We start from the raw sequence: 25401 nt of genomic DNA, 5'->3' as shown, positions 1-25401 counted from the left end.
CCGGGCTGCGGAAAATTCATTCGGATTGTCGGACGGCTGCGGCTGCACCTGAAAATCGGCGTTGTTGTAGACTCTCGGGATATCTTTACAAGGTGTTTCCCGATGAACGAGCCGATCCGACTGACCCAATACAGCCACGGCGCAGGCTGTGGCTGCAAGATTTCTCCCCAGGTGCTGGAGGTGATCCTGGCCGGCAGCGGGGCACAGAATCTTGATCCGAATCTATGGGTCGGCAACGCCTCACGCGACGACGCGGCGGTGTATGCCATCGACGAAGAGCGGGGCGTGGTGTCGACCACCGACTTTTTCATGCCGATCGTCGACGACCCGTTCGATTTCGGCCGCATTGCCGCGACCAATGCCATCAGCGATATCTACGCCATGGGCGGCGATCCGCTGATGGCCATCGCCATCCTCGGCTGGCCGGTCAATGTACTGGCCCCGGAGATTGCCCGGGAAGTGATTCGCGGCGGACGTGCGGTGTGCGATGAGGCGGGGATCCCGTTGGCCGGCGGGCACTCCATCGACGCGCCGGAGCCTATCTTCGGCCTGGCCGTGACCGGGCTGGTGCAAAAGCGCCACATGAAGCGCAACGACACCGCCACCGCCGGGTGCCTGCTCTACCTGACCAAGCCCCTGGGCATCGGTATCCTCACCACCGCGGAGAAAAAGGGCAAGTTGCGCCACGAAGACATCGGCCTGGCGCGTGACTGGATGTGCACCCTGAACAAACCCGGCAGCCGCTTCGGCAAGCTCGAAGGCGTGACCGCGATGACCGACGTCACCGGTTTTGGCCTGTTGGGGCATCTGGTGGAAATGGCCGATGGCAGTCAGCTGACCGCGCGCATCGAATACGCGCGTGTGCCGCGCCTGCCGGGTGTCGAGTACTACCTGGAACAGGGCTGCGTGCCCGGTGGCACCTTGCGCAACTTCGACAGCTACGCCAGCAAGCTCGGACGCCTGCAGGAACTGCACAAACGCGTGCTCTGCGACCCGCAGACCAGCGGCGGCCTGCTGATTGCGGTCACCCCCGAGGGCAACGCACAATTTCTCGAAGTGGCCGCGGGGCTGGGCCTGAACCTTGAGCCGATCGGCGAATTGATCGAGCGACAGACAAACGCGGTCGAGGTGTTTTGATGTCACGCGACTGCACCGATTACCGCGACATCTTTCTCAACGACCGGCCGATGATGGATGCCCGGGCGCCGGTCGAATTCCTCAAGGGTTCATTCCCCGGCGTGGTCAACCTGCCGCTGATGAACGACCACGAGCGGCAGCGGATCGGGACCTGCTACAAGCAGCACGGTCAGCAAGCCGCCATTACGCTGGGGCATCAATTGGTCTCTGGCGACATCAAGGCCGAACGCATTCAGGCCTGGGCCGATTTTGCCCGGGCGCATCCCGATGGGTATCTGTACTGTTTTCGTGGCGGCTTGCGTTCGCAGATTGTCCAGCAATGGCTCAAGGACGAGGCAGGGATCGACTATCCGCGGGTCGGTGGCGGCTACAAGGCGATGCGCACGTTCTTGCTGGACACGGTCGATCAAGCCATTGCCCAGTGCGATTTCGTCCTGCTGGGCGGCATGACCGGTACCGGCAAGACCGAGGTGCTCACGCAATTGAGCAACGGGCTGGACCTTGAAGGTCACGCCAACCATCGCGGCTCCAGCTTCGGCAAGCGCGCCACCGGTCAACCCTCCAACATCGACTTTGAAAACCGCCTGGCCGTGGACGTGCTGAAAAAGCGCGCCCGGGGCATCGAGCAGTTCGTGCTGGAAGACGAGAGCCGGGCGATCGGTAGTTGCGCCTTGCCATTAGCGCTGTATCAGGGCATGCAACAGTTTCCGATGGTGTGGTTGGAAGACAGCCTTGAGGGGCGGGTGGAGCGGATTCTGCGCGATTACGTGGTGGACTTGTGTGCCGAGTTCATTGAAGTGCATGGCGATGAAGGTTTCGGGCTGTTTTCCGAGCGGTTGCTGGCGAGCCTGAATAATGTGCAGAAGCGCCTGGGCGGCGAGCGCCACCGGCGGATGCTGATCTTGATGGAAGATGCCCTGGCGGAGCAGGCGCGCAGTGGGGCGGTGGATCTGCACCGGGGCTGGATCGAAGGGTTGTTGAGCGAGTATTACGACCCGATGTATGCGTTTCAGCGGGAGAAGAAGGGCGCGCGGATCGAGTTTGCAGGGGAGCGGGGGGCTGTGCTTGAGTATTTGCGCGAGCGTGTGAGCCTGCGAGGTTGATGGTGTTTTTGCCGGCCCCTTCGCGAGCAGGCTAGCTCCCACACTGGATCCTGGTAGTACACAAAATCTGTGTTCACTGATGATCAAATGTGGGAGCGAGCCTGCTCGCGAAGGGGCCCTTGCCGATGCTGTAGGCCTTGAGCTATGCCGGCCTGGCCAGCCAGCTGATTACACCACTCTTCCACGAGCATCATGGTTTGCATTCGCCAACTCAGGTCGGACAGGTCTCCCGACCATTATCCAGCCCTTGCTTGTAGCTGTGGCTCTCCAGGCTGGCCTTGCCGTTGTGCCAGGTCAGCGTGAGCACGTACAGCGAGTCGTAATCGCTGGACTCCCAGTCATCGGTGATGTTCTGTTTCTTGCCGACCGCTTCGCCAGCGACCTTGTTGATCAGCTCCGGCAGGTAGCCGTGGGACCAGGCGGTGTAGATGACCGAGTTGTGGTACTTGTCGTGCAGCAGTTCATCGGCGAGGTCGCTGGTGTCGTTGGCCGAGAAATTGATGTTCACCGGCAAACCGAGCTTGATGGCGCTGGGGCTGATGGTCATCAAGGGGCGGATATAGCTGTAGGAGTTGTCCAGCTCGCCTTCCTCGACATTGCGCGTCGGGTTGGCGGCAAACACGTAATTGGCCTTGCCGAATTTTTCCGGCAGCAAGGTGGCCAGATCGATGGCGCGGTTCAAGCCCTGGCAATTGAGCTGGCCGAGGCCGCCGGCGGGTTTTTCCGCGTGGCGCAAGAATACCAGGGTCTGGGTGCCATCCGCCGGTTGGGCGCGGCTCTCACTGGACTCCAGCGACAGGAACAGCGCACTCACTGCCAGCAAGGAGGGCAGGAATATGTACGCGCGATGTTTGAAGCGTTTGGCGAATTTCAAAAGGTTCGTCATGTGTATAGGTGATCTTCGGCGCATTCGGTTAAGGCTGACAAACCTCTACACCGCGAGCTCCCGGCTGCGAGTGTTTTCCATGTCATGGGGGCGGCGCATTGGAGTCCCCTGAGCCCATTTGGTTCATCCGGGCGAGTGCAGCACTTTAACGACAACTTCGAACGGATTGGAGCAAAGGATATCAACAGGATGTTGCGGATTTATGGACAGGGTACATCCGATGGCGGTGACGAATGCGGCCGATCTTTCGATCTTGCTCATCAGCAATATCGATAACGCCAAAAGTTCGCAACCTTCGCCAACGCCTGCATTATGATCAACGGTCCCAATTTTGCCGTGGATTCTCCCCGATGACCGATCTGTCCGCGTTCCCGATCACCCGCAAATGGCCGGCCCGATACCCCGACTGGATCCAGCTTTACTCCTTGCCGACCCCCAACGGCGTCAAGGTCTCGATCATGCTCGAAGAGATCGGGCTGCCCTACGAGCCGCATCGGGTGGGCTTCGATACCAACGATCAGATGTCCGCCGAATTTCTGTCCCTGAACCCCAACAACAAGATTCCCGCCATCCTCGATCCCCATGGGCCGGACGACCGACCGCTGCCGCTGTTCGAGTCCGGGGCGATTTTGATCTACCTGGCCGACAAGAGCGGGCAATTGCTGGCCCAGGAGTCGGCCGCTCGTTACGAGACCCTCCAGTGGCTGATGTTTCAGATGGGTGGTATCGGACCGATGTTCGGCCAGGTCGGCTTTTTCCACAAATTCGCCGGCAAGGAGTATGAGGACAAGCGGCCGCGGGACCGCTACATCGAAGAAAGCAAACGCTTGCTCAAGGTGCTCGACGAACGTCTGGAAGGGCGCGACTGGATCATGGGCGAGCGCTACACCATTGCCGACATTGCGACGTTCCCCTGGGTGCGCAACCTGATCGGCTTCTATGAGGCCGGGGATCTGGTGGGCATCAAGGACTTCGCCAACGTCACACGGGTGCTGGAGCGCTTCCTGGCGCGGCCGGCGGTGATGCGCGGGCTGGAAATCCCCAAACCAGTCTCAGGTTGACCGAGGACCTGCAGGAGCCGGCTTGCCGGCGAAGGCAGTGAGTCAGCCGATACATGTGTCGACTGACACTGCGCTTTCGCCGGCAAGCCGGCTCCTACAGGGTTTTGTGTTGATGCCGATGATTGTTGCCGTTGCGGTAACGCAGTCTTGAGCGTTCGACATTTGTGCCCTGCACCTTGCAGGGCATAAGCTTTCGCCCCCCTACGACTTTCGTCCCACCCGCCGATTTTTCAGGAACCCCCATGTCCAGTCAGTTCCCCGAAGCACGTCCACGCCGCCTGCGCCGCAATGCGAGCCTGCGCAGCCTGTTCCAGGAAACAGAATTCAGTTTGAATGACCTGGTGTTGCCGATTTTCGTCGAGGAAGAAATCGATGACTTCGTGCCGATCAAGAGCATGCCCGGGGTGATGCGCATTCCGGAATCCAGACTGGCCGACGAGATCGAGCGTTACGCCCGGGCCGGGATCAAGTCGGTGATGACCTTCGGCGTGTCCCATCATCTGGACAGCAGCGGCAGCGACACCTGGAGCGACAATGGCCTGGTATCGCGCATGGCGCGCATTGCCAAGGATGCGGTTCCGGAAATGATCCTGATGTCCGACACCTGCTTTTGCGAGTACACCGACCATGGTCATTGCGGCGTGCTGCACAACCACGAAGTCGACAACGACCAGACCCTGGTCAATCTGGGCAAGCAAGCGGTGGCCGCCGCCCGGGCCGGAGCCGATGTGATTGCCCCGTCGGCCGCCATGGACGGGCAGGTCCGGGCCATTCGCCGGGCGCTGGATGAGGCGGGTTTCAGCCAGGTCGCGATCATGGCCTATTCCACCAAATTCGCTTCGGCGCTCTATGGACCGTTCCGCGAGGCGGGTGGCAGTGCGCTCAAGGGCGATCGCAAAAGCTATCAGATGAACCCGATGAACCGCCGCGAAGCCGTGCGCGAATCGCTGATGGACGAGCAGGAGGGCGCCGACGCGCTGATGGTCAAGCCGGCCGGCGCGTACCTGGACATCATCCGCGACATCCGCGAAGCGTCGCGCCTGCCGCTGTCGGCGTACCAGGTGAGCGGCGAGTACGCGATGATCAAGTTCGGCGCACAGGCCGGGGCGATCGATGAGGATCGGGTGGTGCGTGAAAGCCTGGGGGCGATCAAGCGGGCGGGGGCGGATTTGATCTTCACCTACTTCGCGATGGACCTGGCGCTGGCCGGGATCTGACAATCACCTGTCGCGATGGACCTGGCGCTGACGGAATCCGACAATCACCACAACCCCTGTAGGAGCCGGCTTGCCGGCGAAAGCGGTGGATCAGTCAATACATGCTTTGACTGACACTCCTCCTTCGCCGGCAAGCCGGCTCCTACAGGGTTCAATGGTGAATCAGGGCGATCCAAAAAACGGCCTGATCCCGTGATCCCGGAAATACCGCTCGATCACCTTCGGATCAGAGCACGTCTCGGCCACCGCCACATAGGTATCCGGCCGCAGCAGATAAAACCCGCTGCGCCCAAGGCCCGCCGCTTCGAACGCCGGACGCCAGCCAAACACGTGCAACGGCAAATGATGTTCGTTGCACCAGGCAATCATTTCATCGCTGGTGTCGCCATACACATGCACCTGCCAGCTCAAACACTTCAGCGATTCGAAATTGTCCCCCTCACCGTCGTGGGCCCAGGGTAACCGGTCGCCGCCGTGAACATGCCCGGCAACGCCCTTGCTCAACGGCATCCCGCGATAATCAAGGGTGATTTGCGACACCGTGCGAAACAGGAACTCGCGGCTCGTTTCCAGTGACGCCACCTTGGGCAGCAGAAACGGCGCCACCCGTGTGCGCAGCAAGTCGGCCAGGCGTCCTTCGGCGGTGACGAAACTGAACACCCGGTCGGTGGTGGCCACCAGTTTGCGGGCAAATGCGATGCGCTCCGGTTCATAGGTGTCGAGCAGTCCGGCCTGGGCACCACCACTCAGTACCGCGGCGAGTTTCCAGGCCAGATTGATGGCATCGCCGATCCCGGTATTCATGCCCTGGCCGCCCGCGGGGCTGTGGACGTGGGCCGCATCACCCAGCAGAAACGCGCGCCCGGTGCGGAAGTGATCCGCCACCCGATGGTGCACACGATAGGTCGAGAACCAGTTCAGCTGCTCGATCTGTACCTTCATGTGTTCGATAGCCCGGCTGCTGACGTCTTCGAAGCGCAGGGTTTCGGCGCGCTCGGCGCGTTCATCGCGCACCGTACCGATCAGCCGGGCACGACCTTCGCCGGCCAACGGAAACACCGCGAGAAAATCCGCCTCATCGAGATCCACGTGCAATTCGCCGTTGAACGCCGGTCCACTGCCTTGCACGTCGGCGACGTAGAAAATCTGCTGATAGGTGCCGCCGGGAAATCCGGTGTCCAGGGTCTTGCGCACGATTGACCGGGCACCGTCGCATCCGGCCAGATAACAGGTCTGGCAGATTTCCAGCTGGCCATCGGGCAAGCGCAGGCGGGCGGTGATGCCGTCGCCGGTTTCCTCGAAACCCTCCAGCTCGGTAGTTCGCTCGACCCTGATGCCGAAGGCTTCCAGGCGTTCTATCAGCAGCCGCTCGTGTTCGTCCTGCGGGTATATTTCGAGGAATGCGTAGGGGGTCAGACCCTCGCCGATGCTGCTCAGGGGTAAGCGCGTCACCGGTTCGCCCTTGACCCAGAAGTTCGCCGCCCCGACGCGATGACCGTTCTGCACCACGGCCTGGCTCAGGTCGAGCTGGCGATACAACTCCAGCGTCCGCGCCTGCACCGCCAGCGCGCGCGAGGTGGTGCCGGGGCTCGACGACTTGTCGACGATCCGCACGCGGATTCCCAGTTTGCTCAGCCACAGCGCCAGTACCAGTCCGGTCGGGCCGGCACCGATGATCAGTACGTCGCTACGGTTCATGGGCCGGTCCTCCTCGATGTCGTGGATCAAGTATGGTCCAGTCCGGGCAGGGGGTCAGGCTGGCTGCCCAATGGAAAAGGCCCCGCAGCCATCAATCGGCGGAGCCTTTTTGTGGTGCGGGGTCGATCAGAAGTCGATGGTGCCCGAGAGCTTCGCGACTCGTGGTTCGCCTTGGGTCAGGTAACCGCCCTGGGCCGATTCCCAGTATTTCTTGTTGGCCAGGTTCTCGACACCGAAGCGCAAGGTCACGTCTTTTTCCTGAACCTTGAAGGCATACCGGGCGCCGGCATCGAAGCGGTTCCAGGTCGGCAGGCTGAGGTTGTTGGCCGCGTCGGCGTATTGGCCGCCGGTGCGCAACATCCGTGCATTCAGCGCGACGCCTTGCAGGCCAGGCACATCCCAATCGGCCGAGGCATTGAACTGGAAGGTTGGCACGCCGATGGCGTGGTTGCCGTCGTTGAGGCCGCCCTGGGTTTTCTTCAGTTCGCTGTCCATCAAGGTCAGGCCGCTGATCAGGCGCAGGCCGCTGACCGGTTCGCCGAAGACGTTGAGTTCGACGCCTTTGTTGACCTGCTCGCCTTCACGCACGAAACGCGCCGTGGTGGCGTCGACGATTTCGGTATAGCCGTCGCTCGGTTTCTCGATACGGAACACACCCAGGCTCGCACCATAGGTGCCCATGTCGACCTTGACCCCGGCTTCGAGCTGTTTGGAGCGCGCGGGTGCAAAGGCCTGGTTGCCGTTGATGACGACGCGTCCGGCGGCCGACGTCGGCGAGGTCGGGCCTTCGGCCAGGCCTTCGATGCGGTTGGCATAGAACGACACATGCTCCCACGGCTTGAACACGATGCCGTAGACCGGGGTGGTGATCGACTCGTCGTATTTGGAGGTACGGGTGCCGGTACCGTAGGCGAAGCCCTGGGTTACCAGTTGCTGGCGACGCAGGCCGACGGTCACCAACAGGCGATCGTCGAAGAAGCCCAGGGTGTCGGAGACTGCGCCGCTGCGCATGAAGGTCTTGCCGACAATGCCCGGATCGTTCAGGTCGCCATTGGCAAAACCGGGCCCCGGCGCCGGAACCTCGACCGGGTGGTAGATGTTGTTGGCGTACCGCGTCAGGTCGAAATCGAAGGCACTGCGCTGTTCCGTCCAGATTCCGGCCAGGCCGAAGTTGAGCCTGTGGCTGACCGGGCCGGTGGCGAACCGGCCGTTGAGGCCGGCCATGGCGCTTTTGTTGTCCTCGTCATGGGGGATGAACGAGCCGGTGGTGGTGGAACTGCCGTCGTTGCCGACCAGGGTGGTGGAGTTGTAGCGCCCGACTTCACGGGTGTGCTTGGCGCCGCCGGCCGCGTAGGCGGTCCAGTTGTCGTTCAGGTCGTATTCGGCGCGCAGCATGCCGAAGGTGTCTTCGATTTCGGTGAAGCCCCAGCTCGGGGCGTAGTTGGTGTCAGCCGACGGCGCATCCGGGATATGCGTGGCGGTGCCAAGGTTCACGGTATTGCGGCCACCGTTGACCCGTTGTTTCTGATAGGCGAAGTCGCCGGAAATGCGCAAGGCGTCACCGCGATAGTCGAGGCCCAGGGCGAACAGCTTGGAGCGCTGGTTTTCGTGATCGATACCGGTATCGCCTTCCCGCTGCGCCAGGTTGACGCGGGCGCCGAAACGGTTGTCTTCGCCGAAACGCTGGCCGATGTCCAGGTGCTCGCCAATGCGGCCTTCATCGTTGATATCGGTGGTGAAGCGGCGCGTAGGCAGGTCGCCGGCGCGTTTGGGTTGCAGGTTGACGCCACCGCCGATGCCCGAGCCGGTCGGGGACACGCCGTTGATGAAGGCGTTCGGACCTTTGAACACTTCCACCCGTTCCAGGGCGTCGGTGGACATGATCTGCCGCGGCAGCACGCCATACAGGCCGTTGTAGGAAATATCGTCGCCGAACAGCGGCAAGCCGCGGATCATGAAAATCTGCGCCTGGTTGGAAAATCCACTGGCCTGACGCACCGACGAATCGTTGAGCAGGACATCGGCGACGTCTTCGGCCTGCTGATCCTGGATCAGCTGTTCGGTGTAGGAGGCGACGCTGAACGGCACGTCCATGATGTCCTGGTTGCCCAACACCCCCAGCTGCCCGCCGCGCGCCACCTGACCGCCGGCAAATGCCGGGGGCAAGTCAGACGGAGAAGGGGCCTGGGCGTTGATGTTGACGTCGTCCAGCACCAGCGCCTTGCCGTTGCTGTCGGTGGACGCGGGAGTTGCTGCGTAGGCAGTGACGGACAAGGAGCACAGCAAGGCAAGAAGCGTCGGGCGAAAAGGCGCGCCAATGCGGGCTGGAGTAGTCATGGTTCGTACCTGGCGGCGCGCCGCTGCTGAAAAGAAAGTGACGGCGCGGGAACTCCTTGCGCAAATACGACTCCAGGCGCGAATGGTAGTGGTTCGCAGTAGCGTTGCGCAATGAATTTGTATGACGATATGAAGGTAATAGTTGAGGAGCAGAACCAATAGCGGGGGCGCCGCTTACCTGTAGGCGCTGGCTTGCCAGCGAAGAACCTGAGAGCGCTGCGGGGTGTCAGGTTTCCAGCGTTATCGTTGACCTCCATCGCGAGCAAGCTTGCTCCTACAGGGCCATACCCTCGCCCCATGGTATGAATCTGTAGAGGGAACAGTGCCTTCTCGGCACAGTCATAGCCTGCGCCATGCCATTGATCGTATGGTTAACCCGGCTCAACGGATTTGATGGAGCACCATGCAAGCCAATCGATTGATCATGAGTATCGCCGCGTTGCTGGTCCTGGCCGGTTGCGGCACTCAACGCATCCAGGAGCCGCCGGCGCGCAAGCCCGCCGAGGTCAGGGCCGAGATCGTGCGCCTGCTGCCGGCCAAGACCGTCGACCGCCAGGGGTGGGCCACCGACATCCATGCAGCGTTTGCCGCGCAGGACATCTACCCCTCCACGCAGAACCTGTGTTCGGTACTGGCGGTCACCGAGCAGGAATCGACCTTTCAGGCGGACCCCCGGGTACCGGGCCTGGGCAGGATCGCCCGCGAGGAAATCGATCGCCGGGCCGCCAAGGCCCACATCCCGGGTTTGCTGGTGAGCGGTGCGCTGCAGGTGAGTTCCAGCAACGGCAAGAGCTACAGCGACCGCCTGAATGCCGCGCGCAGCGAAAAAGAGCTCAGCGCGATCTTCGATGATTTCATCGGCATGGTGCCCATGGGCCGCACCCTGTTCGGCGGTTTCAATCCGGTACACACCGGCGGGCCGATGCAGGTCAGCATCGATTTCGCCGAGGAACAGGCGCGGGATTATCCGTACCCGGTGGACGGCTCGATTCGTCGGGAAGTGTTCAGCCGTCGCGGTGGCATGTATTTCGGCATCGCCCACTTGCTCGGTTATCCGGTGAGCTACAAGCAGCCGCTGTACCGCTTCGCCGATTTCAATGCCGGGTGGTACGCCAGCCGCAATGCCGCGTTCCAGAACGCGGTGAGTCGTGCGACGGGCATTCCGCTGGCGCTGGATGGCGATCTGGTGCGCTACGATTCGATCATGCCCGGCACCACGGAATTGGCGGTGCGCACCCTCGGCAAGCAACTGGGCATGCGCAATCCGACCATCCGCAGTCAACTGGAGGAGGGCAAAAGCCTCGAATTCGAGAATACCGAACTCTATCAGCGGGTTTTCGAGCTGGCCGAACAGGCCGAGGGCCGTTCATTGCCGCGCGCGGTGTTGCCGGGGATCGTCCTGCAAAGCCCGAAAATCACCCGCAAACTCACCACGGCGTGGTTCGCCAAACGGGTCGACGAGCGTTATCAGCGCTGTATGGCGCGGGCCAGGTAGGAGCCGGCTTGCTGGCGACGGCGTCTGCATGGGCGTTGGAGGGCTTGAGGCCGCCTTCGCTGGCAAGCCAGCTCCTACACGATCACCGGCGTACAGATGAATTGTGGTCAACGCCAACCCCCTGTGTAGGAGCCGGCTTGCTGGCGAAGGCGTCTGCATGGGCGTTGGAGGGCTTGAGGCCGCCTTCGCTGGCAAGCCAGCTCCTACACGATCACCGACGTACAGATGAATTGTGGTCAACGCCAACCCCCTGTGTAGGAGCCGGCTTGCTGGCGAAGGCGTCTTCAAGGGCACTGCAAGGTCTGAGGCCGCCTTCGCTGGCAAGCCAGCTCCTACACGGGGGCGGGGTATATCCGCCAAGTCGTTGTCGTCCACAGGAGTTTGCCGGGCACCGCCTGAGCCCCGGATTATTGCCGGTATCCCGGGGCACTTCTACACTGAGAGCGGGCATTGTTCGCTCGATGAAGTGGAACGAGGGCGGGTGAGCGCGCCTCTACTGACTATCTTCTTGTCTCGCCAGGGGGGGCCGCATCATGTACCAGCTCTACGGACACCAGAACTCCGGCGCAGCCGCGATCGAAGCGGCACTCGAGCTCTGCGAGATCCCTTACCGCTTCATCGATGTCGAGTCGTCCCCGCAGGACGCCATGGCGCTGGAGAAACTCAACCCGCTCAAGCAGATTCCGACCTTGCAACTGCCCGACGGCAGCATTCTCACCGAGAGTGCCGCGATCCTGATTCACCTGGGGCTCACCTTTCCCGATTCGAAGCTGCTGCCGGAAAACGCCGCCGAGCGCGATCAGGCCATCCGTGGCCTGGCGTTTATCGTCAGCAATTGCTACGCGGCCATTGGCATCATCGATTACCCCGAACGCTGGTTGGCCCAGGCGGACGAAGCGTCCAGGCACAACCTCATGGCCGGCGCGCGCAAGCGCCTGCATTGGTGCTGGGAAGTGTTTGCCGATCAGTTCTCGGGCGAGTTGTACCTGGGTGATGAAAGCCCCAGAGCCCTGGATGTGCTGGCGGCGGTGGTCAGTCGGTGGGCGGGCAGCCGCGAGCATTTGCGCAATACCCGGCCAGGGTTTTTCACGTGGCTGGAACGCATCGACCGGCACCCGACGCTGGCGCCGGTGTTCGCCCGGCATTGGCCAGCCTGAAAAACACCACCATTCCCTGTAGGAGCGAGGCTTGCCCGCGAAGAGGCCAGGTCAGTCGACATCGATGTTGAATGTCCGTCCGCCTTCGCGGGCAAGCCTCGCTCCTACAAGGGTTATGCGGTGTCAGCGGGTTATTCCCCGCGAATGTACTGCTCCAACTGCCGAATCAGCTCGGCCTGTTCGGCGATGGCTTCCTTGACCAGGTCGCCGATCGACAACAAGCCGATCAGCGCGCCGCCTTCCACCACCGGCAAGTGCCGCAGGCGTTTGTCGGACATGATGCCCATGCAGGTTTCCACGGTTTGATGGGTGTCCACGGTGATGACCGGCGACACCATGATGTCCTCGACCGGCGTACCGACGGACGAACGGCCCTTGAGCACCAGTTTGCGCGCATAGTCACGCTCGCTGATGATGCCGACGACCTCGCCGTTTTTCACGACCGGCAATGCGCCGACGTTTTTCGCGGCCATGACCATCAGGGCTTCCAGCACCATTTGATGAGGCGCAATGGTATGGACTTCATGATTTTGCTGGGCCTTTAACTTTAGCAGTTGGGCGACGGTTTTCATGGCGGTTTCTCAGGTGTTGTCGTTGTCCTTGAAGAATCGTAGACCCGGGCGCGCAGAGCAAGGCAGAAAGCGGCGGATAACGCTCAAAAAACGCCATTCGGCGGTTTTTCTTGGGCGATCGTTTGCTTTTAGCTCAACTCCAGCCAGATCGGCGCATGGTCCGAGGGTTTTTCCATCCCGCGCAGTTCATAATCCACGCCCGCATCCTTCACCCGCGGCAACAAGCCATGGGACGCCATGATCAAGTCGATGCGCAGCCCGCGCTTGGGCTCATCCTCAAAGCCACGGCTACGGTAGTCGAACCAGCTGAAACGGTCGGCCACCTCCGGGTTCAGGTGACGGAAGCTGTCCACCAGGCCCCAGTTCTTCAAGCGCGCCATCCACTCGCGCTCTTCGGGCAGGAAGCTGCATTTGCCGGTTTTCAGCCAGCGTTTCATGTTGTCCGGGCCGATGCCGATGTCGCAGTCTTCCGGGGAAATGTTCACGTCGCCCATCACCACCAGCGGCTGATCGTTGCTGAACTGACTTTCCAGCAACTGCTGCAAGTCGCCGTAGAAACGCTCCTTGGCCGGAAACTTGGTGGGGTGGTCGCGGCTTTCGCCCTGGGGGAAGTAGCCGTTCATGATGGTCACCGGCACGCCATTGGCGTCGGCGAACGTGCCCCAGATGAAGCGGCGCTGAGCGTCTTCGTCATCGGTGGCGAAACCCTTGTGCAGCGCCAGGGGTTCTTTGCGCGAGAGCAGGGCGACACCGTAGTGGCCCTTTTGCCCGTGGAAATACACGTGATAGCCCAGGGCCTGAACGTCGGCCAGGGGGAATTGTTCGTCGTGGACCTTGGTTTCCTGCAGCCCGATCACGTCAGGTTGATGCTTCTCGATCAGCGCCGCCAGCTGATGCGGGCGAGCGCGCAGCCCGTTGATGTTGAAGGAGACGATCTTCATGGTCGGCAGTCCTGGCAAAAGGGCGATGCTAGCTGACATGGAGAGATGGGGCCAGTCCGGGTGAAATGATTGGTCTGGCAGGAAGGCTTGTGTTGCCAGTACCGGCCTCTTCGCGGGCAAGCCCGCACACAGTGGATGTGTGAATGGACCCTATAATGTCTCCCACACTGGAATGTGTGTGGGCCAAATGATTTCTTCAGTCTGGTCTATACCTTGTGGGAGCGGGCTTGTTCGCGAAGGCGGCCTATGCACTTGCACTGATTTCGGATCAGCACGGAACTGTGCCTGCGCTGCCAGGTTCGTACCCATAAGAACGCAGCCTTTTGAGCTGCGCCCCGGAGAGATCAACCGTTATGCCCGAAACCTCGATCGCCATCGCCGATATCCACATGCTCGACAGCGGCTATTCCCGCGAAGCCCGATCCTTGTTGTACCAGGCTTATCGGCACGAGCCGACCTTCGGTTATCTGTTCGAAGCCGAACGTCCCGGGTATGAACAACGGGTCCGCGCCACGGTGCGCGAACTGGTCAAGCAACATTTTCTGCAGGACTTGCCGGCCATTGGCCTGCTGGTCAACGACCGGTTGATCGGTATCGCCCTGATCGCGCCGCCGCAGCGGCGCCTGGGCATCACCGAAAGCTGGGCCTGGCGCCTGCGCATGGTGCTCAGCACCGGTTTTCGCTGCACCCGCCGCTACCTCGAGTATCACGATGCTGTGATGGCGTGCGTGCCGTCCGACTCGGTGCACCTGCTGCCGTTGCTGGGGATTCATCCGCAATTTCAGGGCAAGCACTTCGGCGAACAGTTGCTGCAAGCGGTGCATAACTGGTGCGCGGTGGATGAACACTCCCAGGGCGTGGTCCTCGATACCGGGAATCCTCGCTATCTGGAGTTCTATAAGCGGCAGGGCTATGAGGAAATCGGCGAGGTGGCTGTAGGACCGATCCGTGAGCACGTGTTTTTCCATGCCAATCCCCAGGTGTTACAAACAGCCACGGCATAAACGGTAGAACTTTCTTGCATAGCGAGGCTCTATCACGCTCCCAAGCTCGTGATAGCATCCGCGCCTATGAAGTTTCCAGGAAGATTTACCAGCGGCGTGCTGATGCTGATCACCAGCTGCGCGGCGCTGGCGCAAAGTGAATTGGATGTGCGGATCAAACCGTCCAACGATGAACTCAAAGCCAATATAGAGGGCTATATCGGCAGTCTCGGCGATCGTGACGAGGAAGCCTTGCTGCGCTTCAGTCGTGGCGCCGAGGAACAGGCGCGCAAGGCCGCCCAGGCCCTGGGGTATTACCAGCCACAGATCGAAAGTGACGTGAAGGGCGGCAAGACGCCCCGCCTGGTGCTGAACATCGATCCCGGCGAGCCGGTGCATTTGCGCAACGTTACCGTGCGCGTCGAAGGTCCGGCCGCATCCCTCAAAGCCTTTCGTGTGCCCAAGAGCGCTGCGCTGAAAACCGGCGCGGTACTTAATCACGGGCATTACGAAGACGCCAAGCGCCTGATCCAGAACCAGGCCTCGCGCTACGGTTTTTTCAGCGGCCGCTTTACCAGCCAGAAACTGGCGGTAGACCCGCGAGCCGGCGTTGCCGACATCGAGTTGATCTACAACAGTGGTCCACGCTACTCCCTGGGCAAAGTCAGTTTCGAAGGCGACACCCCCTTCGACGAAGACCTGCTGCAACGCATGGTGCCGTTCAAGGCGGGCGCACCCTATGACTCCGAACTGATCGCCGAACTCAATCAGGCCCTGCAATCGAGCGGTTATTTCGAAGGGGTGCGGGTCGATGCCGCGCCCACGGCGTCCAAGAACAATGTGATCCCGGTGGACGTCAAGCTCGACACCCGCAAGCCGCGGACCATGGGCCTGGGCCTGGGCTACTCCACCGACGTCGGCCCACGGGTCAAGGCCAACTGGACCCGGCATTGGGTCAACCCCCAGGGGCACAGCTACGGCTGGGAAACCGAAGTCTCGGCGCCACGGCAAAACGTCGGGCTGTTCTACGACGTCCCGCTGGACCCGCCGCTCACCGACAAACTGCGCTTCGCCGGCGGCTATCAGTATGAAGAAATCGCCGACAAGGACAGCCTGAGCAAGCTGTTGACCCTGGGTCCCGAGTGGCACAGCAAGTTGCCCAGCGGCTGGCAACGGGTGGTGTCGCTCAAATGGCAACGGGAAGAGTACCGACTCGGCGACGACTCGGGGCTCAGCACCTTGCTCATGCCCGGCGTCAGTTATTCCTATCTGAAAAGCGACAACCGCATCGACCCGCACAATGGTTATCGCCTGGCTTTCGAAACCAAGGTCGCCAAGGAAGGGTTGGGTTCAGACAACAATCTGCTCTATGGCACGGCGCTGGTGAAGGGCTTGACCACGGTCTTCGACAAACACCGTTTGCTCGGTCGGGTACAGGTCGGCGGCAGCGCTACCAACGGCTACAAATCGGTGCCGCCGTCGTTGCGGTTCTTCGCCGGTGGCGATCAGAGCGTGCGCGGTTACGATTATCAGAGCCTGTCCCCGGAAAACTCCAACGGCGACCGCATCGGCGGTCGTTACATGGTGGCCGGCAGCGTCGAGTATCAGTACGCCGTCGCCGAAAAATGGCGGGTGGCGACCTTCATTGACCAAGGCAACTCCTTTAACACACTTGAACTGCCGAACCTCAAGACCGGCGTCGGTCTCGGCGTGCGCTGGGTGTCGCCGGTAGGGCCGATTCGCCTCGACCTGGCTCACGCGGTAGAGGACGGCGGCTTTCGACTGCACTTTTCCATGGGGCCCGAGCTGTGAAGCGTGGTTTGAAAGTAACGCTGCTGGCGATCCTGGCTCTGCTGATGCTGGTCGTCCTGACCCTGGCCACGGTACTGGGCACGGCGACGGGCAGTCGCTGGGCGCTCGGGTTTGTGCCGGGTCTGACCGTGGAGAATTTTCAGGGACGTCTGGGAGGGCAGTGGAGCGCCGACTACCTGCTGTGGCAGCAAGACAGCAGCCGGGTTGAGCTGAGCCAGGCGATTTTCGCCTGGTCGCCGTGGTGCCTGGCGCGCAGGACCTTGTGCATCGAGCAATTGCAGGCCGACCAGGTCAGCCTGCAATTTCCGCCGGGCGAGGAAGAGGAGAGCCGCGGCCCCATCACGCTCCCGGACCTGAGCTTGCCACTGGCGATCGAGTTGGGCGATGTCCGGGTCGGCAGTCTGCTGTTCAATGGCAGCGAAGCGCTCAAGGGCCTGCAGCTGGCGGCGCACTGGACCGAAAAAGGTTTGCAGATCGATTCCGTGCAACTGCAACGGGATGAGCTGAGCCTGAATCTCTCCGGCCTGCTCCAGCCGAGCGGCAATTGGCCACTCAAAGCTAAAGGCAAACTGACACTACCGTCACCGGGCACCGAGCCTTGGGCGCTGGCCTTGAACGTCGATGGCGACCTGCTGAAAACCCTGAACCTGAAAGCCGACAGCAGCGGCTACCTGAACGGACAACTGACGGGCCAATTGCAACCCCTGGTGGAAAACCTGCCGGCCAAGGTGCGCATCACCGCCGACGGCTTCAAGCCCAGCGCCGACCTGCCGGACACCCTGCAACTCAACCAGCTGGAACTCACCGGCGACGGCGACCTGAAACAGGGTTACCAACTGCACGGCAAAGCCACGCTGCCCGCCGAGAAGGGCCCGGTCGCGTTGTTGCTGCAAGGCAAGGTCGACGCCAATGGCGCGCAGATCGCCGGTCTGGACCTGACCGCCAACGACAAGCAGAGCCTCAAGCTCACCGGGGACCTGGACTGGAGCAAAGGCCTGAGCGCCCAGGCGAAAATCGATTGGCTGGATTTCCCCTGGCACCGCCTCTACCCGCTGATCGACGAACCGGAAGTGGCCTTGCGCAGCTTCAACGGTGAAGTCTCCTACACCGACGGCAAATACCTCGGCAACTTCAAGGCGGCGCTGGATGGCCCGGCCGGGGCATTCAGCCTGAGCAGCCCGTTCGCCGGCGACCTGACGAAAATCTACTTGCAACAAATCCAGCTCGAAGCCGGGCAGGGCAAGGCCCAGGGCCACCTGAACCTGCAGTTCGCCGATGGCATTGCCTGGGACACCGCGCTGGACCTGTCGGCGATCAATCCGGCGTACTGGGTCGCGGAGCTGCCGGGCACCCTGGCCGGCCCCTTGCGCAGCAAAGGCGAGCTGAAGAATGAAAAGCTCAGCCTGAACGCAGACCTGGACTTGAAGGGCAAACTGCGCGGCCAACCAGCAGTGATCCAGGCCAAGGCCGACGGCGGCGGCGAGCAATGGAACCTCAGCGCCCTGCAGGTTCGCCTGGGCGACAACAGCATCAACGGCAAGGGCAGCCTGCAACAGAAACTCGCCGGCCAGATCGACATCAAGCTGCCGCGCCTGGCGCAGCTCTGGCCGCAACTGCGCGGTCAGCTCAACGGCCGGGTCGATGTCGCCGGCACGCTCAAGGCACCGCAAGGCAAACTCGGGCTGCAAGGTACGCAACTGGCGTTCGAAGACAATCGCCTGCAGAGCCTGAACCTGGATGCGACGCTCGACAGCGCGCAACGGGCGAAAATCGATCTCAAGGGCAGCGGCATCCAGGCCGGTGACACTGCGCTGGGCACGCTGACCGCCAGTGGCCAGGGCGATATCAAGAACCAGAAGCTGACCCTCGATCTGCAAGGGCCGAAGCTGAAACTGGCACTGGGCCTTGACGGTGCGCTGGACAAGGGCAACTGGCGCGGACGCCTGGCCAGTGGCGATATCCAGGCCGGTGGCCAGGACTGGAAGCTGCAAGGCCCGGCGAAGCTCGAACGGCTGGCGGACGGCAAGGTCAATTTCGGCGCCCATTGCTGGATGTCCGGCCCGGCCAGCCTGTGCGGTGAAGACCAGCGCCTGATGCCGGAGCCGAAGCTGCGTTATCACCTCAAGCAATTCCCGATCGACAGCCTGGCCCAGTGGTTGCCCAAGGATTTTGCCTGGAAGGGCCGGCTCAACGCCGACCTGCAACTGGACATGCCCGCCAGCGGCCCGAACGGTCAGGTCAGCATCGATGCCAGCGGCGGCACCCTGCGCGTGCGCGAGAAAGACCAGTGGCTGGACTTCCCGTACCAGACCCTGAAACTGACCAGTAAACTCACGCCCAAGCGCATCGATACCGACCTCAACTTCGTGGGTGGCAAGCTCGGCGAACTGATGGTGCAGGCCCAGATCAATCCATTGCCCAAGGACAAACCGTTGACCGGCTCGTTCCGTTTGACTGGTCTGGACCTGTCCGTGGCGCGGCCATTTGTGCCCATGGTCGAGAAAATGACCGGGCGCTTGAATGGCAGCGGCACGATCTCCGGTGCATTGCTGGCGCCTCAGGTCAACGGCAATCTGCTGCTCAGCGACGGCGAGATTTCCGGGCCTGAACTGCCGATGGACCTTGAAGCCTTGCAGGTGCGGGCGGCGATTGCCGGCGAAACCGTGCGATTGGATGGCAGCTGGAAAAGCGGCAAGACCGGGCAGGGCAGCTTGAATGGCGACATCGCCTGGGGCCAGGCGCTGGTGGTGGACCTGGTGCTCAAGGGCTCGCAGTTGCCGGTGACCGTCGAGCCGTACGCCAAGCTGGAGATGGCGCCGGACCTGAAGATCTCGATGAAGGACGACAAACTGTCGGTTGCCGGCAAAGTGCGGGTGCCCAAGGGGGAAATCATCGTGCGCGAGTTGCCGCCGTCGACGGTCAAGGTCTCCGACGACACGGTGATCATCGGCCAGCAGACCGAAGAGGGCAAACCGCCGATGGCCATGGCGATGGACATCGATGTGGTGGTGGGCGAAGAAAAGCTCAGCTTTGCCGGGTTTGGCCTGACCGCCAACCTGCAAGGGCATGTGCACATCGGCGACAACATGGACACCCGCGGCGAGCTCTGGCTCAACGACGGGCGTTACCGTGCCTACGGCCAGCGGCTGACGGTGCGCCGGGCACGCTTGCTGTTTGCCGGGCCGATCGACCAGCCCTACCTGGACATCGAAGCGATTCGCCAGACCGATGACGTGATCGCCGGGATTCGCCTGAGCGGCAGCGCCGAGCAGCCGACCACGCAAATCTTCTCCGAGCCGGCCATGAGCCAGGAACAGGCGTTGTCCTATCTGGTACTGGGCCGTCCGATCAGTACCACGGGTGAAGACAACAACATGCTCGCCCAGGCCGCCCTCGGGCTGGGCTTGATGGGCAGTTCGGGGGCGACCAGCAGCTTGGCCAAGAGCCTGGGCATTCAGGACTTCCAGCTCGATACCGAAGGCAGCGGCAACGAAACCAGTGTGGTGGCCAGCGGCAATATCTCCGAAAAACTCAGCCTGCGTTACGGGGTTGGCGTGTTCGAGCCGGCCAACACCATCGCCTTGCGCTACAAGCTGAGCAAGCAGGTCTACCTCGAGGCCGCGGGTGGTGTGGCCAGTTCGCTGGATATCTTCTACAAGCGGGATTTCTAAGCCCGAGTCTCCTCCAGAACCGAGTCGCTCCCTTCGCCGGCAAGCCGGCTCCTACAGGTCCGTGTGTACTGCGCGATCCATGCGTTCGACACGATCCCCTGTAGGAGCTGGCTTGCCAGCGAAAGCAATTTATCAGCCCCCACAAAGCCCACCTGAAAAAACTACAGGTCCTTGTGAATCGCGCGATCCATGCGTTCGACACGATCCCCTGTAGGAGCTGGCTTGCCAGCGAAAGCAATCTATCAACCCCAAAAAAACCTCCGGCAAAACACCATTGATCAATAAAATAGCAAGCAACCTAACTATTGCGTTGACATTCGCTGCCTAGGCAGTAACATCTGGACATATATTCTCTGCCTAGGCAGCTAATTGGTGGTCAGATGAAACATTTCTCCCCGGACGAATTCCACACGTGCCATCTCGGCCTCCTGCTCGGGCGCGCGGCGCTGCTCAAGGACCGGATCATCGACACCCACATGGAACCCCACGGCATCACGTCCGCGCAGTTCAAGGTCCTGATCATCATGGCCCAGTTCGGCGTCGATACCCCGGCCGAACTCTGCCGCCACCTGTCCCTGGACAGCGGTTCGATGACCCGCATGCTCGACCGTCTGCAACAGAAAGGTTTCCTTGCCCGTCAGCGTTCCGAGGCGGATCGCCGCCAGGTCCGGTTGGTGCTGACCGCAGAGGGGCAGAAGCTCGCCGACCGCTTGCCACACATCGGCGCCGACGCCATGAATGAATTGGCCGGGGCCATCACCCCGGAAGAACTGAACACCCTGGAACAGATCCTCAAGAAAATCCTGGTGGCCGCCGGTGACTCGATCACTCTGCTGCGGGTAGGTGACAAATGAACAGTAAAACCTTGCGCACCGGCCTCAGTCTGGTGCTGTTGGCCATGACCCTGGCCGGTTGCGCCAGCTACAGCGGCCTGAACACCGAAGGCGTCAGCCTCGAAGCGAAAAACCTCAAGGCCGCACAATCCCTCAGCGGCGTGACCCTGTCGCCGGCGGCCTGGCCGAAAAGCGACTGGTGGAAAAGCCTCGGCGACCCGCAGCTCGACGGGCTGATCCGCGAAGCCCTGCACGACAGCCCGGACATGCAAATCGCCGACGCCCGCGCCCATCAGGCCAGCGCCGCCGCTTACGCCGCCGACGCCGAACGGATGCCGACCCTCGATGCCAGCGCCGGCATCAGCCGCTCGCGCCTGGCGCGGGATCAGGACCCGAACGGGCAGGGCGATGCCTACTCCACCGTGCGCAACATCGGCGCCAGTTTCAATTACAACTTCGACCTCTGGGGCGGCCAGCGCGACGCCTGGGAAGCCGCACTGGGCCAGGCACGTGCCGCCGAAGTCGACCGGCAGGCGGCGCAGTTGACGCTGGCGGCCGACGTCGCCCGCGCCTACAGCGATCTGGGGCAGGCGCACATCGTCCATGATCTGGCCAGCGAAGACCTCAAGCGCACCCGGCAGATGCTCGACCTGAGCCAGCGGCGCCTGAGTTCCGGGATCGACAGTCAGTACCAGTTCCAGCAGACCGAAAGCCTGCAAGCTTCGTCGGAAGCCAGCCTGATCGACGCCGAAAAACGCCTGCAAAGCGCGAAAATCGCCTTGGCTGTCCTGCTTGGCAAAGGCCCGGATCGCGGCAACGACATCGCCCGGCCGAACATTCTCCAGGCCAGCGCCGTGGCACTGCCATCGGTGCTGCCGGCCGAGCTGCTCGGCCGCCGTCCGGACCTGGTGGCAGCGCGCTGGCGGGTCGAGGCGGCGAGCAAGAATATCGACGCCGGCAAAACCCGCTTCTACCCCAACCTCAACCTGAGCGCCGCGGCCGGTGCCGAGTCGTTGCTGGGCGATGCGATGTTCGGCTCCGCCAGTCGTTTCTTCAACATTGCGCCGACGATCTCCGTGCCGATTTTCGACGGTGGCCGCCTGCGTGCCGATCTCGATGCCCGCGACGCCGATTACGACCTCGCGGTGGCGCAGTACAACAAAAGCCTGGTCAAAGCCCTGGGCGATGTCAGCGACACCATTAACCAGTTGCGCGATATCGGTCGGCAGATCGGGGCCCAGCAACACGCCACCGACATTGCCCAGCAGTCATACAACACCGTGGTCCAGCGTTACGGTTCCGGCATCGGCAATTACCTGGACGTGCTCAGCATCGAGCAGCAACTGCTCCAGGCCCAGCGTCAGCTGGCCAGCCTGAATGCCGAGCAGATCGATCTGTCGATCCAACTCATGCAGGCGCTGGGGGGCGGTTTCCAGGGCGACACCCTGACCGCAGCCAACGCAACCCCAGCCACGCAGCACAACTAATTCAAGGTACTCGTCATGGCTACTGCCGATACAACTCAAGCCCCTGACACCCCGCAAGACGCGAGCAATCAGCGCAAGCGCAAAGTCATGCTGCTGGTCCTGGCGCTGGTGGTGATACTCACCGGCCTGGGCGTCTGGGGTTATCACGAACTCTACGGGCGCTGGAACGAAAGCACCGACGACGCCTATGTAAACGGCAACGTGGTGGAAATCACTCCGCTGGTCACCGGCACCGTGGTCAGCATCGGCGCCGACGACGGCGACCTGGTCCAGGAAGGCCAGGTGCTGATCAACTTCGACCCGAACGATGCCGAAGTCGGCCTGCAAAGTGCCCAGGCCAACCTGGCCCGCACCGTGCGCCAGGTGCGCGGCTTGTACAGCAACGTCGACGGCATGAAAGCCCAGGTCAACGCCCAACAAGCTGAAGTGCAGAAGGCTCAGGACAACTTCAATCGCCGGAAAAACCTCGCCGCTGGCGGCGCGATTTCCCAGGAAGAACTGTCCCATGCTCGCGACGACCTGACCTCGGCGCAAAACGCCTTGGCCAACGCCAGACAGCAACTGAAAACCACCAGTGCGCTGGTCGATGACACCGTGGTTTCGTCGCACCCGGACGTTATGTCCGCTGCTGCGCAATTGCGTCAGGCTTACTTGAACAACTCGCGCAGCACCTTGATCGCACCGGTGACCGGTTACGTCGCCAAGCGCACCGTGCAACTCGGGCAGCGGGTGCAGCCGGGCACGGCGCTGATGGCGGTGATTCCGCTGGATCAGCTGTGGATCGACGCCAACTTCAAGGAAACCCAGCTGCGTGACATGCGCATCGGCCAGCCGGTGGACATCGAAGCCGACCTGTACGGCAGCGACGTGAAATTCAGCGGCACCATCGACAGCCTCGGCGCTGGCACCGGCAGCGCATTTGCCTTGCTGCCAGCACAGAACGCCACGGGTAACTGGATCAAGATCGTCCAGCGGGTGCCGGTGCGGATCCACATCAACGCCGAAGAGCTTGCAAAACATCCACTGCGGGTCGGCCTGTCGACCCAGGTCAATGTGAACCTGCATGACCAGAGCGGTCCGGTGCTGGCGCAACAACCGCCGCAAAAGGCTTCGTTCAGCACCAGCGTCTACGACCGTCAGTTGGCCGAGGCCGACGCAATGATCACTCGTTTGATCCACGACAACAGCGCAGCGGTCAGCAAAACCGCTCAACGCTGATCGCCATCCCACCGACCTGTGGGAGCGAGCCTGCTCGCGAAAGCGGTCTTCTATTCAACATCTCTGTTGACTGAATCACCGCTTTCGCGAGCAGGCTCGCTCCCACAAGGCCAGCGGCGTCCATTGAATGGTGCCGCGCCTGCCCAGTTTCAAAGGATTCGCGATGAGCAATAACGCGTCTTTCACGCCGCCCAGCCTGGTGCTCAGCACCATCGGCCTGTCGCTGGCGACCTTCATGCAGGTGCTCGACACCACCATCGCCAACGTGGCGTTGCCGACGATATCCGGCAACCTGGGCGTGAGTTCGGAGCAGGGCACCTGGGTCATCACTTCGTTCGCGGTGAGCAACGCGATTGCGCTGCCATTGACCGGTTGGTTGAGCCGACGCTTCGGTGAAGTGAAGCTGTTTCTCTGGGCGACCGTGCTGTTTGTGCTGGCCTCGTTTCTCTGCGGTATTTCGACTTCGATGCCTGAGTTGATCGGCTTTCGGGTGCTGCAAGGCCTGGTCGCCGGTCCGTTGTACCCGATGACCCAGACGCTGCTGATCGCGGTGTATCCGCCGGCCAGGCGCGGCATGGCCCTGGCGTTGCTGGCGATGGTCACGGTGGTGGCGCCGATTGCCGGTCCTATCCTCGGCGGCTGGATTACCGACAGCTATAGCTGGCCGTGGATCTTCTTTATCAACGTGCCGATCGGTGTTTTCGCGGTGATGGTGGTGCGCCAGCAACTCAAGGCGCGGCCGGTGGAAACCAGCTACCAGCCGATGGATTACGTCGGTTTGATCACACTGATCATTGGCGTCGGCGCCTTGCAGGTGATCCTCGACAAGGGCAATGACCTGGACTGGTTCGAGTCGAGCTTCATCCTCATCGGCGCGGCCATTTCAGTGATAGCGCTGGCGGTGTTCGTGATCTGGGAAATGACCGACAAACACCCGGTGGTCAATCTGCGGCTGTTCGCTTACCGCAATTTCCGCATCGGCACCATTGTGTTGGTGTTGGGTTACGCCGGGTTTTTCGGGATCAACCTGATCCTGCCGCAATGGCTGCAAACCCAGATGGGTTACACGGCGACCTGGGCGGGGCTGGCGGTGGCGCCGATCGGTATTTTGCCGGTGTTGATGTCGCCATTTGTCGGCAAATACGCACACAAGTTCGACCTGCGGCTGCTGGCCGGCCTGGCGTTCCTGGCGATTGGCCTGAGCTGCTTCATGCGTGCCGGGTTTACCAACGAAGTGGACTTCCAGCACATCGCCCTGGTGCAGCTGTTCATGGGGATTGGCGTGGCGCTGTTCTTCATGCCGACCTTGAGCATTTTGATGTCAGACCTGCCACCGAGCCAGATCGCCGACGGCGCGGGCCTTGCGACCTTCCTGCGGACCTTGGGCGGCAGTTTTGCGGCGTCGCTGACGACGTGGATCTGGATTCGCCGGGCCGATCAGCACCACGCCTATATGAGCGAAAGCATCAGCACCTATGAGCCGGCTACCCGCGAGGCGCTGAACAGCTTGGGCGGGGCGAGCAATCAGGCCTATGCGCAACTGGACCATGTGCTGACCAGTCAGGCGTACATGCTCTCCACCGTGGATTACTTCACGTTGCTGGGGTGGGCATTCATGGGCTTGATTGTGCTGGTGTGGCTGGCGAAACCGCCGTTTGCGGCGAAGGCGGGGCCGGCTGCCTCCGGCCACTAAGCCCGGGTTGCCGACAATCCCACTGTAGGAGCTGGCTTGCCGGCGAAGGCGGTTTCACATTCAACGAAGATGTTAACTGATCCGGCGCCTTCGCTGGCAA

19 protein-coding genes are annotated in these 25401 nt (G+C 61.9%); 13 read left to right on the top strand and 6 right to left on the bottom strand.

Going from position 1 to position 25401, the window contains the following annotated elements:
* The first annotated feature begins 102 nt into the window (after positions 1-102).
* Both selD and mnmH read left to right on the top strand, forming a co-directional pair.
* Positions 103-1137 (top strand): selenide, water dikinase SelD, encoded by a 1035-nt coding sequence (gene selD, locus F8N96_RS30550; RefSeq protein ID WP_150800964.1) that lies wholly within the window; start codon positions 103-105, stop codon positions 1135-1137.
* Complete coding sequence (gene mnmH / locus F8N96_RS30545; RefSeq protein WP_150800963.1) at positions 1137-2240, top strand: tRNA 2-selenouridine(34) synthase MnmH; 1104 nt, start codon at positions 1137-1139, stop codon at positions 2238-2240. The genes selD and mnmH overlap by 1 nt, the downstream gene beginning before the upstream one ends.
* A 211-nt stretch (positions 2241-2451) precedes the next feature.
* Here mnmH and F8N96_RS30540 read toward each other — a convergent pair whose 3' ends face one another.
* On the bottom strand, positions 2452-3126 hold the full coding sequence (locus F8N96_RS30540; RefSeq protein WP_150800962.1) for a histidine phosphatase family protein: 675 nt from the start codon (positions 3124-3126) through the stop codon (positions 2452-2454).
* Between the two features lie 123 nt (positions 3127-3249).
* Entirely contained in the window at positions 3250-3387 is a 138-nt protein-coding gene (locus tag F8N96_RS35165) for a hypothetical protein (RefSeq protein ID WP_191630694.1), read from the bottom strand.
* Between the two features lie 89 nt (positions 3388-3476).
* Here F8N96_RS35165 and F8N96_RS30535 point away from each other — a divergent pair, with 89 nt between their 5' ends.
* Together F8N96_RS30535 and hemB are read left to right on the top strand one after the other, a co-directional pair.
* Positions 3477-4187 (top strand): glutathione binding-like protein, encoded by a 711-nt coding sequence (locus F8N96_RS30535; protein WP_150800961.1) that lies wholly within the window; start codon positions 3477-3479, stop codon positions 4185-4187.
* A gap of 242 nt (positions 4188-4429) precedes the next feature.
* Complete coding sequence (hemB, locus tag F8N96_RS30530; RefSeq protein ID WP_150800960.1) at positions 4430-5404, top strand: porphobilinogen synthase; 975 nt, start codon at positions 4430-4432, stop codon at positions 5402-5404.
* 162 nt (positions 5405-5566) lie between these two features.
* Here the strand turns inward: hemB and F8N96_RS30525 are convergent, their stop codons facing one another.
* Positions 5567-7102 (bottom strand): FAD-dependent oxidoreductase, encoded by a 1536-nt coding sequence (locus tag F8N96_RS30525; protein ID WP_150800959.1) that lies wholly within the window; start codon positions 7100-7102, stop codon positions 5567-5569.
* A 126-nt stretch (positions 7103-7228) separates the two neighbouring features.
* Positions 7229-9439 (bottom strand): TonB-dependent receptor, encoded by a 2211-nt coding sequence (locus F8N96_RS30520; RefSeq protein WP_150800958.1) that lies wholly within the window; start codon positions 9437-9439, stop codon positions 7229-7231.
* Between the two features lie 403 nt (positions 9440-9842).
* Between F8N96_RS30520 and F8N96_RS30510 the strand changes: the two genes are divergently transcribed.
* Positions 9843-10934 carry a DUF1615 domain-containing protein gene (locus F8N96_RS30510; RefSeq protein ID WP_150800956.1) on the top strand — a complete coding sequence of 364 codons (1092 nt, stop codon included), beginning with the start codon at positions 9843-9845 and terminating at the stop codon, positions 10932-10934.
* 533 nt (positions 10935-11467) lie between these two features.
* Positions 11468-12091 (top strand): glutathione S-transferase, encoded by a 624-nt coding sequence (locus F8N96_RS30505; RefSeq protein WP_150800955.1) that lies wholly within the window; start codon positions 11468-11470, stop codon positions 12089-12091.
* 131 nt (positions 12092-12222) lie between these two features.
* Here F8N96_RS30505 and F8N96_RS30500 read toward each other — a convergent pair whose 3' ends face one another.
* Together F8N96_RS30500 and xthA are read right to left on the bottom strand one after the other, a co-directional pair.
* A complete protein-coding gene (locus tag F8N96_RS30500) occupies positions 12223-12663 on the bottom strand; it encodes a CBS domain-containing protein (protein WP_150800954.1) in 441 nt (146 codons plus the stop codon).
* Between the two features lie 128 nt (positions 12664-12791).
* Positions 12792-13604: an exodeoxyribonuclease III gene (gene xthA / locus F8N96_RS30495; protein WP_150800953.1), complete on the bottom strand. Its 813-nt coding sequence runs from the start codon at positions 13602-13604 to the stop codon at positions 12792-12794.
* A gap of 353 nt (positions 13605-13957) precedes the next feature.
* On the opposite strand from xthA, the gene F8N96_RS30490 reads away from it, so the two are divergent.
* The 7 genes from F8N96_RS30490 to F8N96_RS30460 all read left to right on the top strand — a co-directional run bounded on the left by F8N96_RS30490 (position 13958) and on the right by F8N96_RS30460 (position 25301).
* Positions 13958-14608, top strand: coding sequence for a GNAT family N-acetyltransferase (locus tag F8N96_RS30490; RefSeq protein WP_150800952.1), 651 nt, complete (start codon positions 13958-13960; stop codon positions 14606-14608).
* Positions 14609-14674: 66 nt separating this feature from the next.
* Positions 14675-16399: an autotransporter assembly complex protein TamA gene (locus tag F8N96_RS30485; protein ID WP_150800951.1), complete on the top strand. Its 1725-nt coding sequence runs from the start codon at positions 14675-14677 to the stop codon at positions 16397-16399.
* Positions 16396-20070 carry a translocation/assembly module TamB domain-containing protein gene (locus tag F8N96_RS30480; RefSeq protein WP_150800950.1) on the top strand — a complete coding sequence of 1225 codons (3675 nt, stop codon included), beginning with the start codon at positions 16396-16398 and terminating at the stop codon, positions 20068-20070. Before F8N96_RS30485 ends, F8N96_RS30480 begins: the two co-directional genes overlap by 4 nt.
* 380 nt (positions 20071-20450) lie before the next feature.
* Complete coding sequence (locus tag F8N96_RS30475; protein WP_150800949.1) at positions 20451-20924, top strand: MarR family winged helix-turn-helix transcriptional regulator; 474 nt, start codon at positions 20451-20453, stop codon at positions 20922-20924.
* A complete protein-coding gene (locus F8N96_RS30470; RefSeq protein ID WP_150800948.1) occupies positions 20921-22390 on the top strand; it encodes an efflux transporter outer membrane subunit in 1470 nt (489 codons plus the stop codon). The genes F8N96_RS30475 and F8N96_RS30470 overlap by 4 nt, the downstream gene beginning before the upstream one ends.
* 15 nt (positions 22391-22405) lie before the next feature.
* Entirely contained in the window at positions 22406-23608 is a 1203-nt protein-coding gene (locus tag F8N96_RS30465; RefSeq protein ID WP_150800947.1) for an efflux RND transporter periplasmic adaptor subunit, read from the top strand.
* 163 nt (positions 23609-23771) lie between these two features.
* Positions 23772-25301 carry a DHA2 family efflux MFS transporter permease subunit gene (locus F8N96_RS30460; protein WP_150800946.1) on the top strand — a complete coding sequence of 510 codons (1530 nt, stop codon included), beginning with the start codon at positions 23772-23774 and terminating at the stop codon, positions 25299-25301.
* Positions 25302-25401: the final 100 nt, after the last annotated feature.

This window comes from Pseudomonas fluorescens (assembly GCF_902497855.1).
In the GTDB taxonomy this organism is placed as follows: Bacteria; Pseudomonadota; Gammaproteobacteria; order Pseudomonadales; family Pseudomonadaceae; genus Aquipseudomonas; species Aquipseudomonas fluorescens_BI.
The sequence above is the reverse complement of the archived record's forward strand: the minus strand, read 5'-3'. Positions and strand labels throughout refer to the sequence as shown.

Coding starts and splice junctions, on each gene's coding strand:
- F8N96_RS30460 (WP_150800946.1), top strand. CDS start 23,772: ATGAGCAATAACGCGTCTTTCACGCCGCCCAGCCTGGTGCTCAGCACC.
- F8N96_RS30465 (WP_150800947.1), top strand. CDS start 22,406: ATGGCTACTGCCGATACAACTCAAGCCCCTGACACCCCGCAAGACGCG.
- F8N96_RS30475 (WP_150800949.1), top strand. CDS start 20,451: ATGAAACATTTCTCCCCGGACGAATTCCACACGTGCCATCTCGGCCTC.
- F8N96_RS30470 (WP_150800948.1), top strand. CDS start 20,921: ATGAACAGTAAAACCTTGCGCACCGGCCTCAGTCTGGTGCTGTTGGCC.
- F8N96_RS30540 (WP_150800962.1), bottom strand. CDS start 3,126: ATGACGAACCTTTTGAAATTCGCCAAACGCTTCAAACATCGCGCGTAC.
- F8N96_RS30500 (WP_150800954.1), bottom strand. CDS start 12,663: ATGAAAACCGTCGCCCAACTGCTAAAGTTAAAGGCCCAGCAAAATCAT.
- F8N96_RS30520 (WP_150800958.1), bottom strand. CDS start 9,439: ATGACTACTCCAGCCCGCATTGGCGCGCCTTTTCGCCCGACGCTTCTT.
- F8N96_RS30525 (WP_150800959.1), bottom strand. CDS start 7,102: ATGAACCGTAGCGACGTACTGATCATCGGTGCCGGCCCGACCGGACTG.
- mnmH (WP_150800963.1), top strand. CDS start 1,137: ATGTCACGCGACTGCACCGATTACCGCGACATCTTTCTCAACGACCGG.
- F8N96_RS30505 (WP_150800955.1), top strand. CDS start 11,468: ATGTACCAGCTCTACGGACACCAGAACTCCGGCGCAGCCGCGATCGAA.
- selD (WP_150800964.1), top strand. CDS start 103: ATGAACGAGCCGATCCGACTGACCCAATACAGCCACGGCGCAGGCTGT.
- F8N96_RS30535 (WP_150800961.1), top strand. CDS start 3,477: ATGACCGATCTGTCCGCGTTCCCGATCACCCGCAAATGGCCGGCCCGA.
- F8N96_RS30490 (WP_150800952.1), top strand. CDS start 13,958: ATGCCCGAAACCTCGATCGCCATCGCCGATATCCACATGCTCGACAGC.
- hemB (WP_150800960.1), top strand. CDS start 4,430: ATGTCCAGTCAGTTCCCCGAAGCACGTCCACGCCGCCTGCGCCGCAAT.
- F8N96_RS30510 (WP_150800956.1), top strand. CDS start 9,843: ATGCAAGCCAATCGATTGATCATGAGTATCGCCGCGTTGCTGGTCCTG.
- F8N96_RS35165 (WP_191630694.1), bottom strand. CDS start 3,387: ATGAGCAAGATCGAAAGATCGGCCGCATTCGTCACCGCCATCGGATGT.
- xthA (WP_150800953.1), bottom strand. CDS start 13,604: ATGAAGATCGTCTCCTTCAACATCAACGGGCTGCGCGCTCGCCCGCAT.
- F8N96_RS30485 (WP_150800951.1), top strand. CDS start 14,675: ATGAAGTTTCCAGGAAGATTTACCAGCGGCGTGCTGATGCTGATCACC.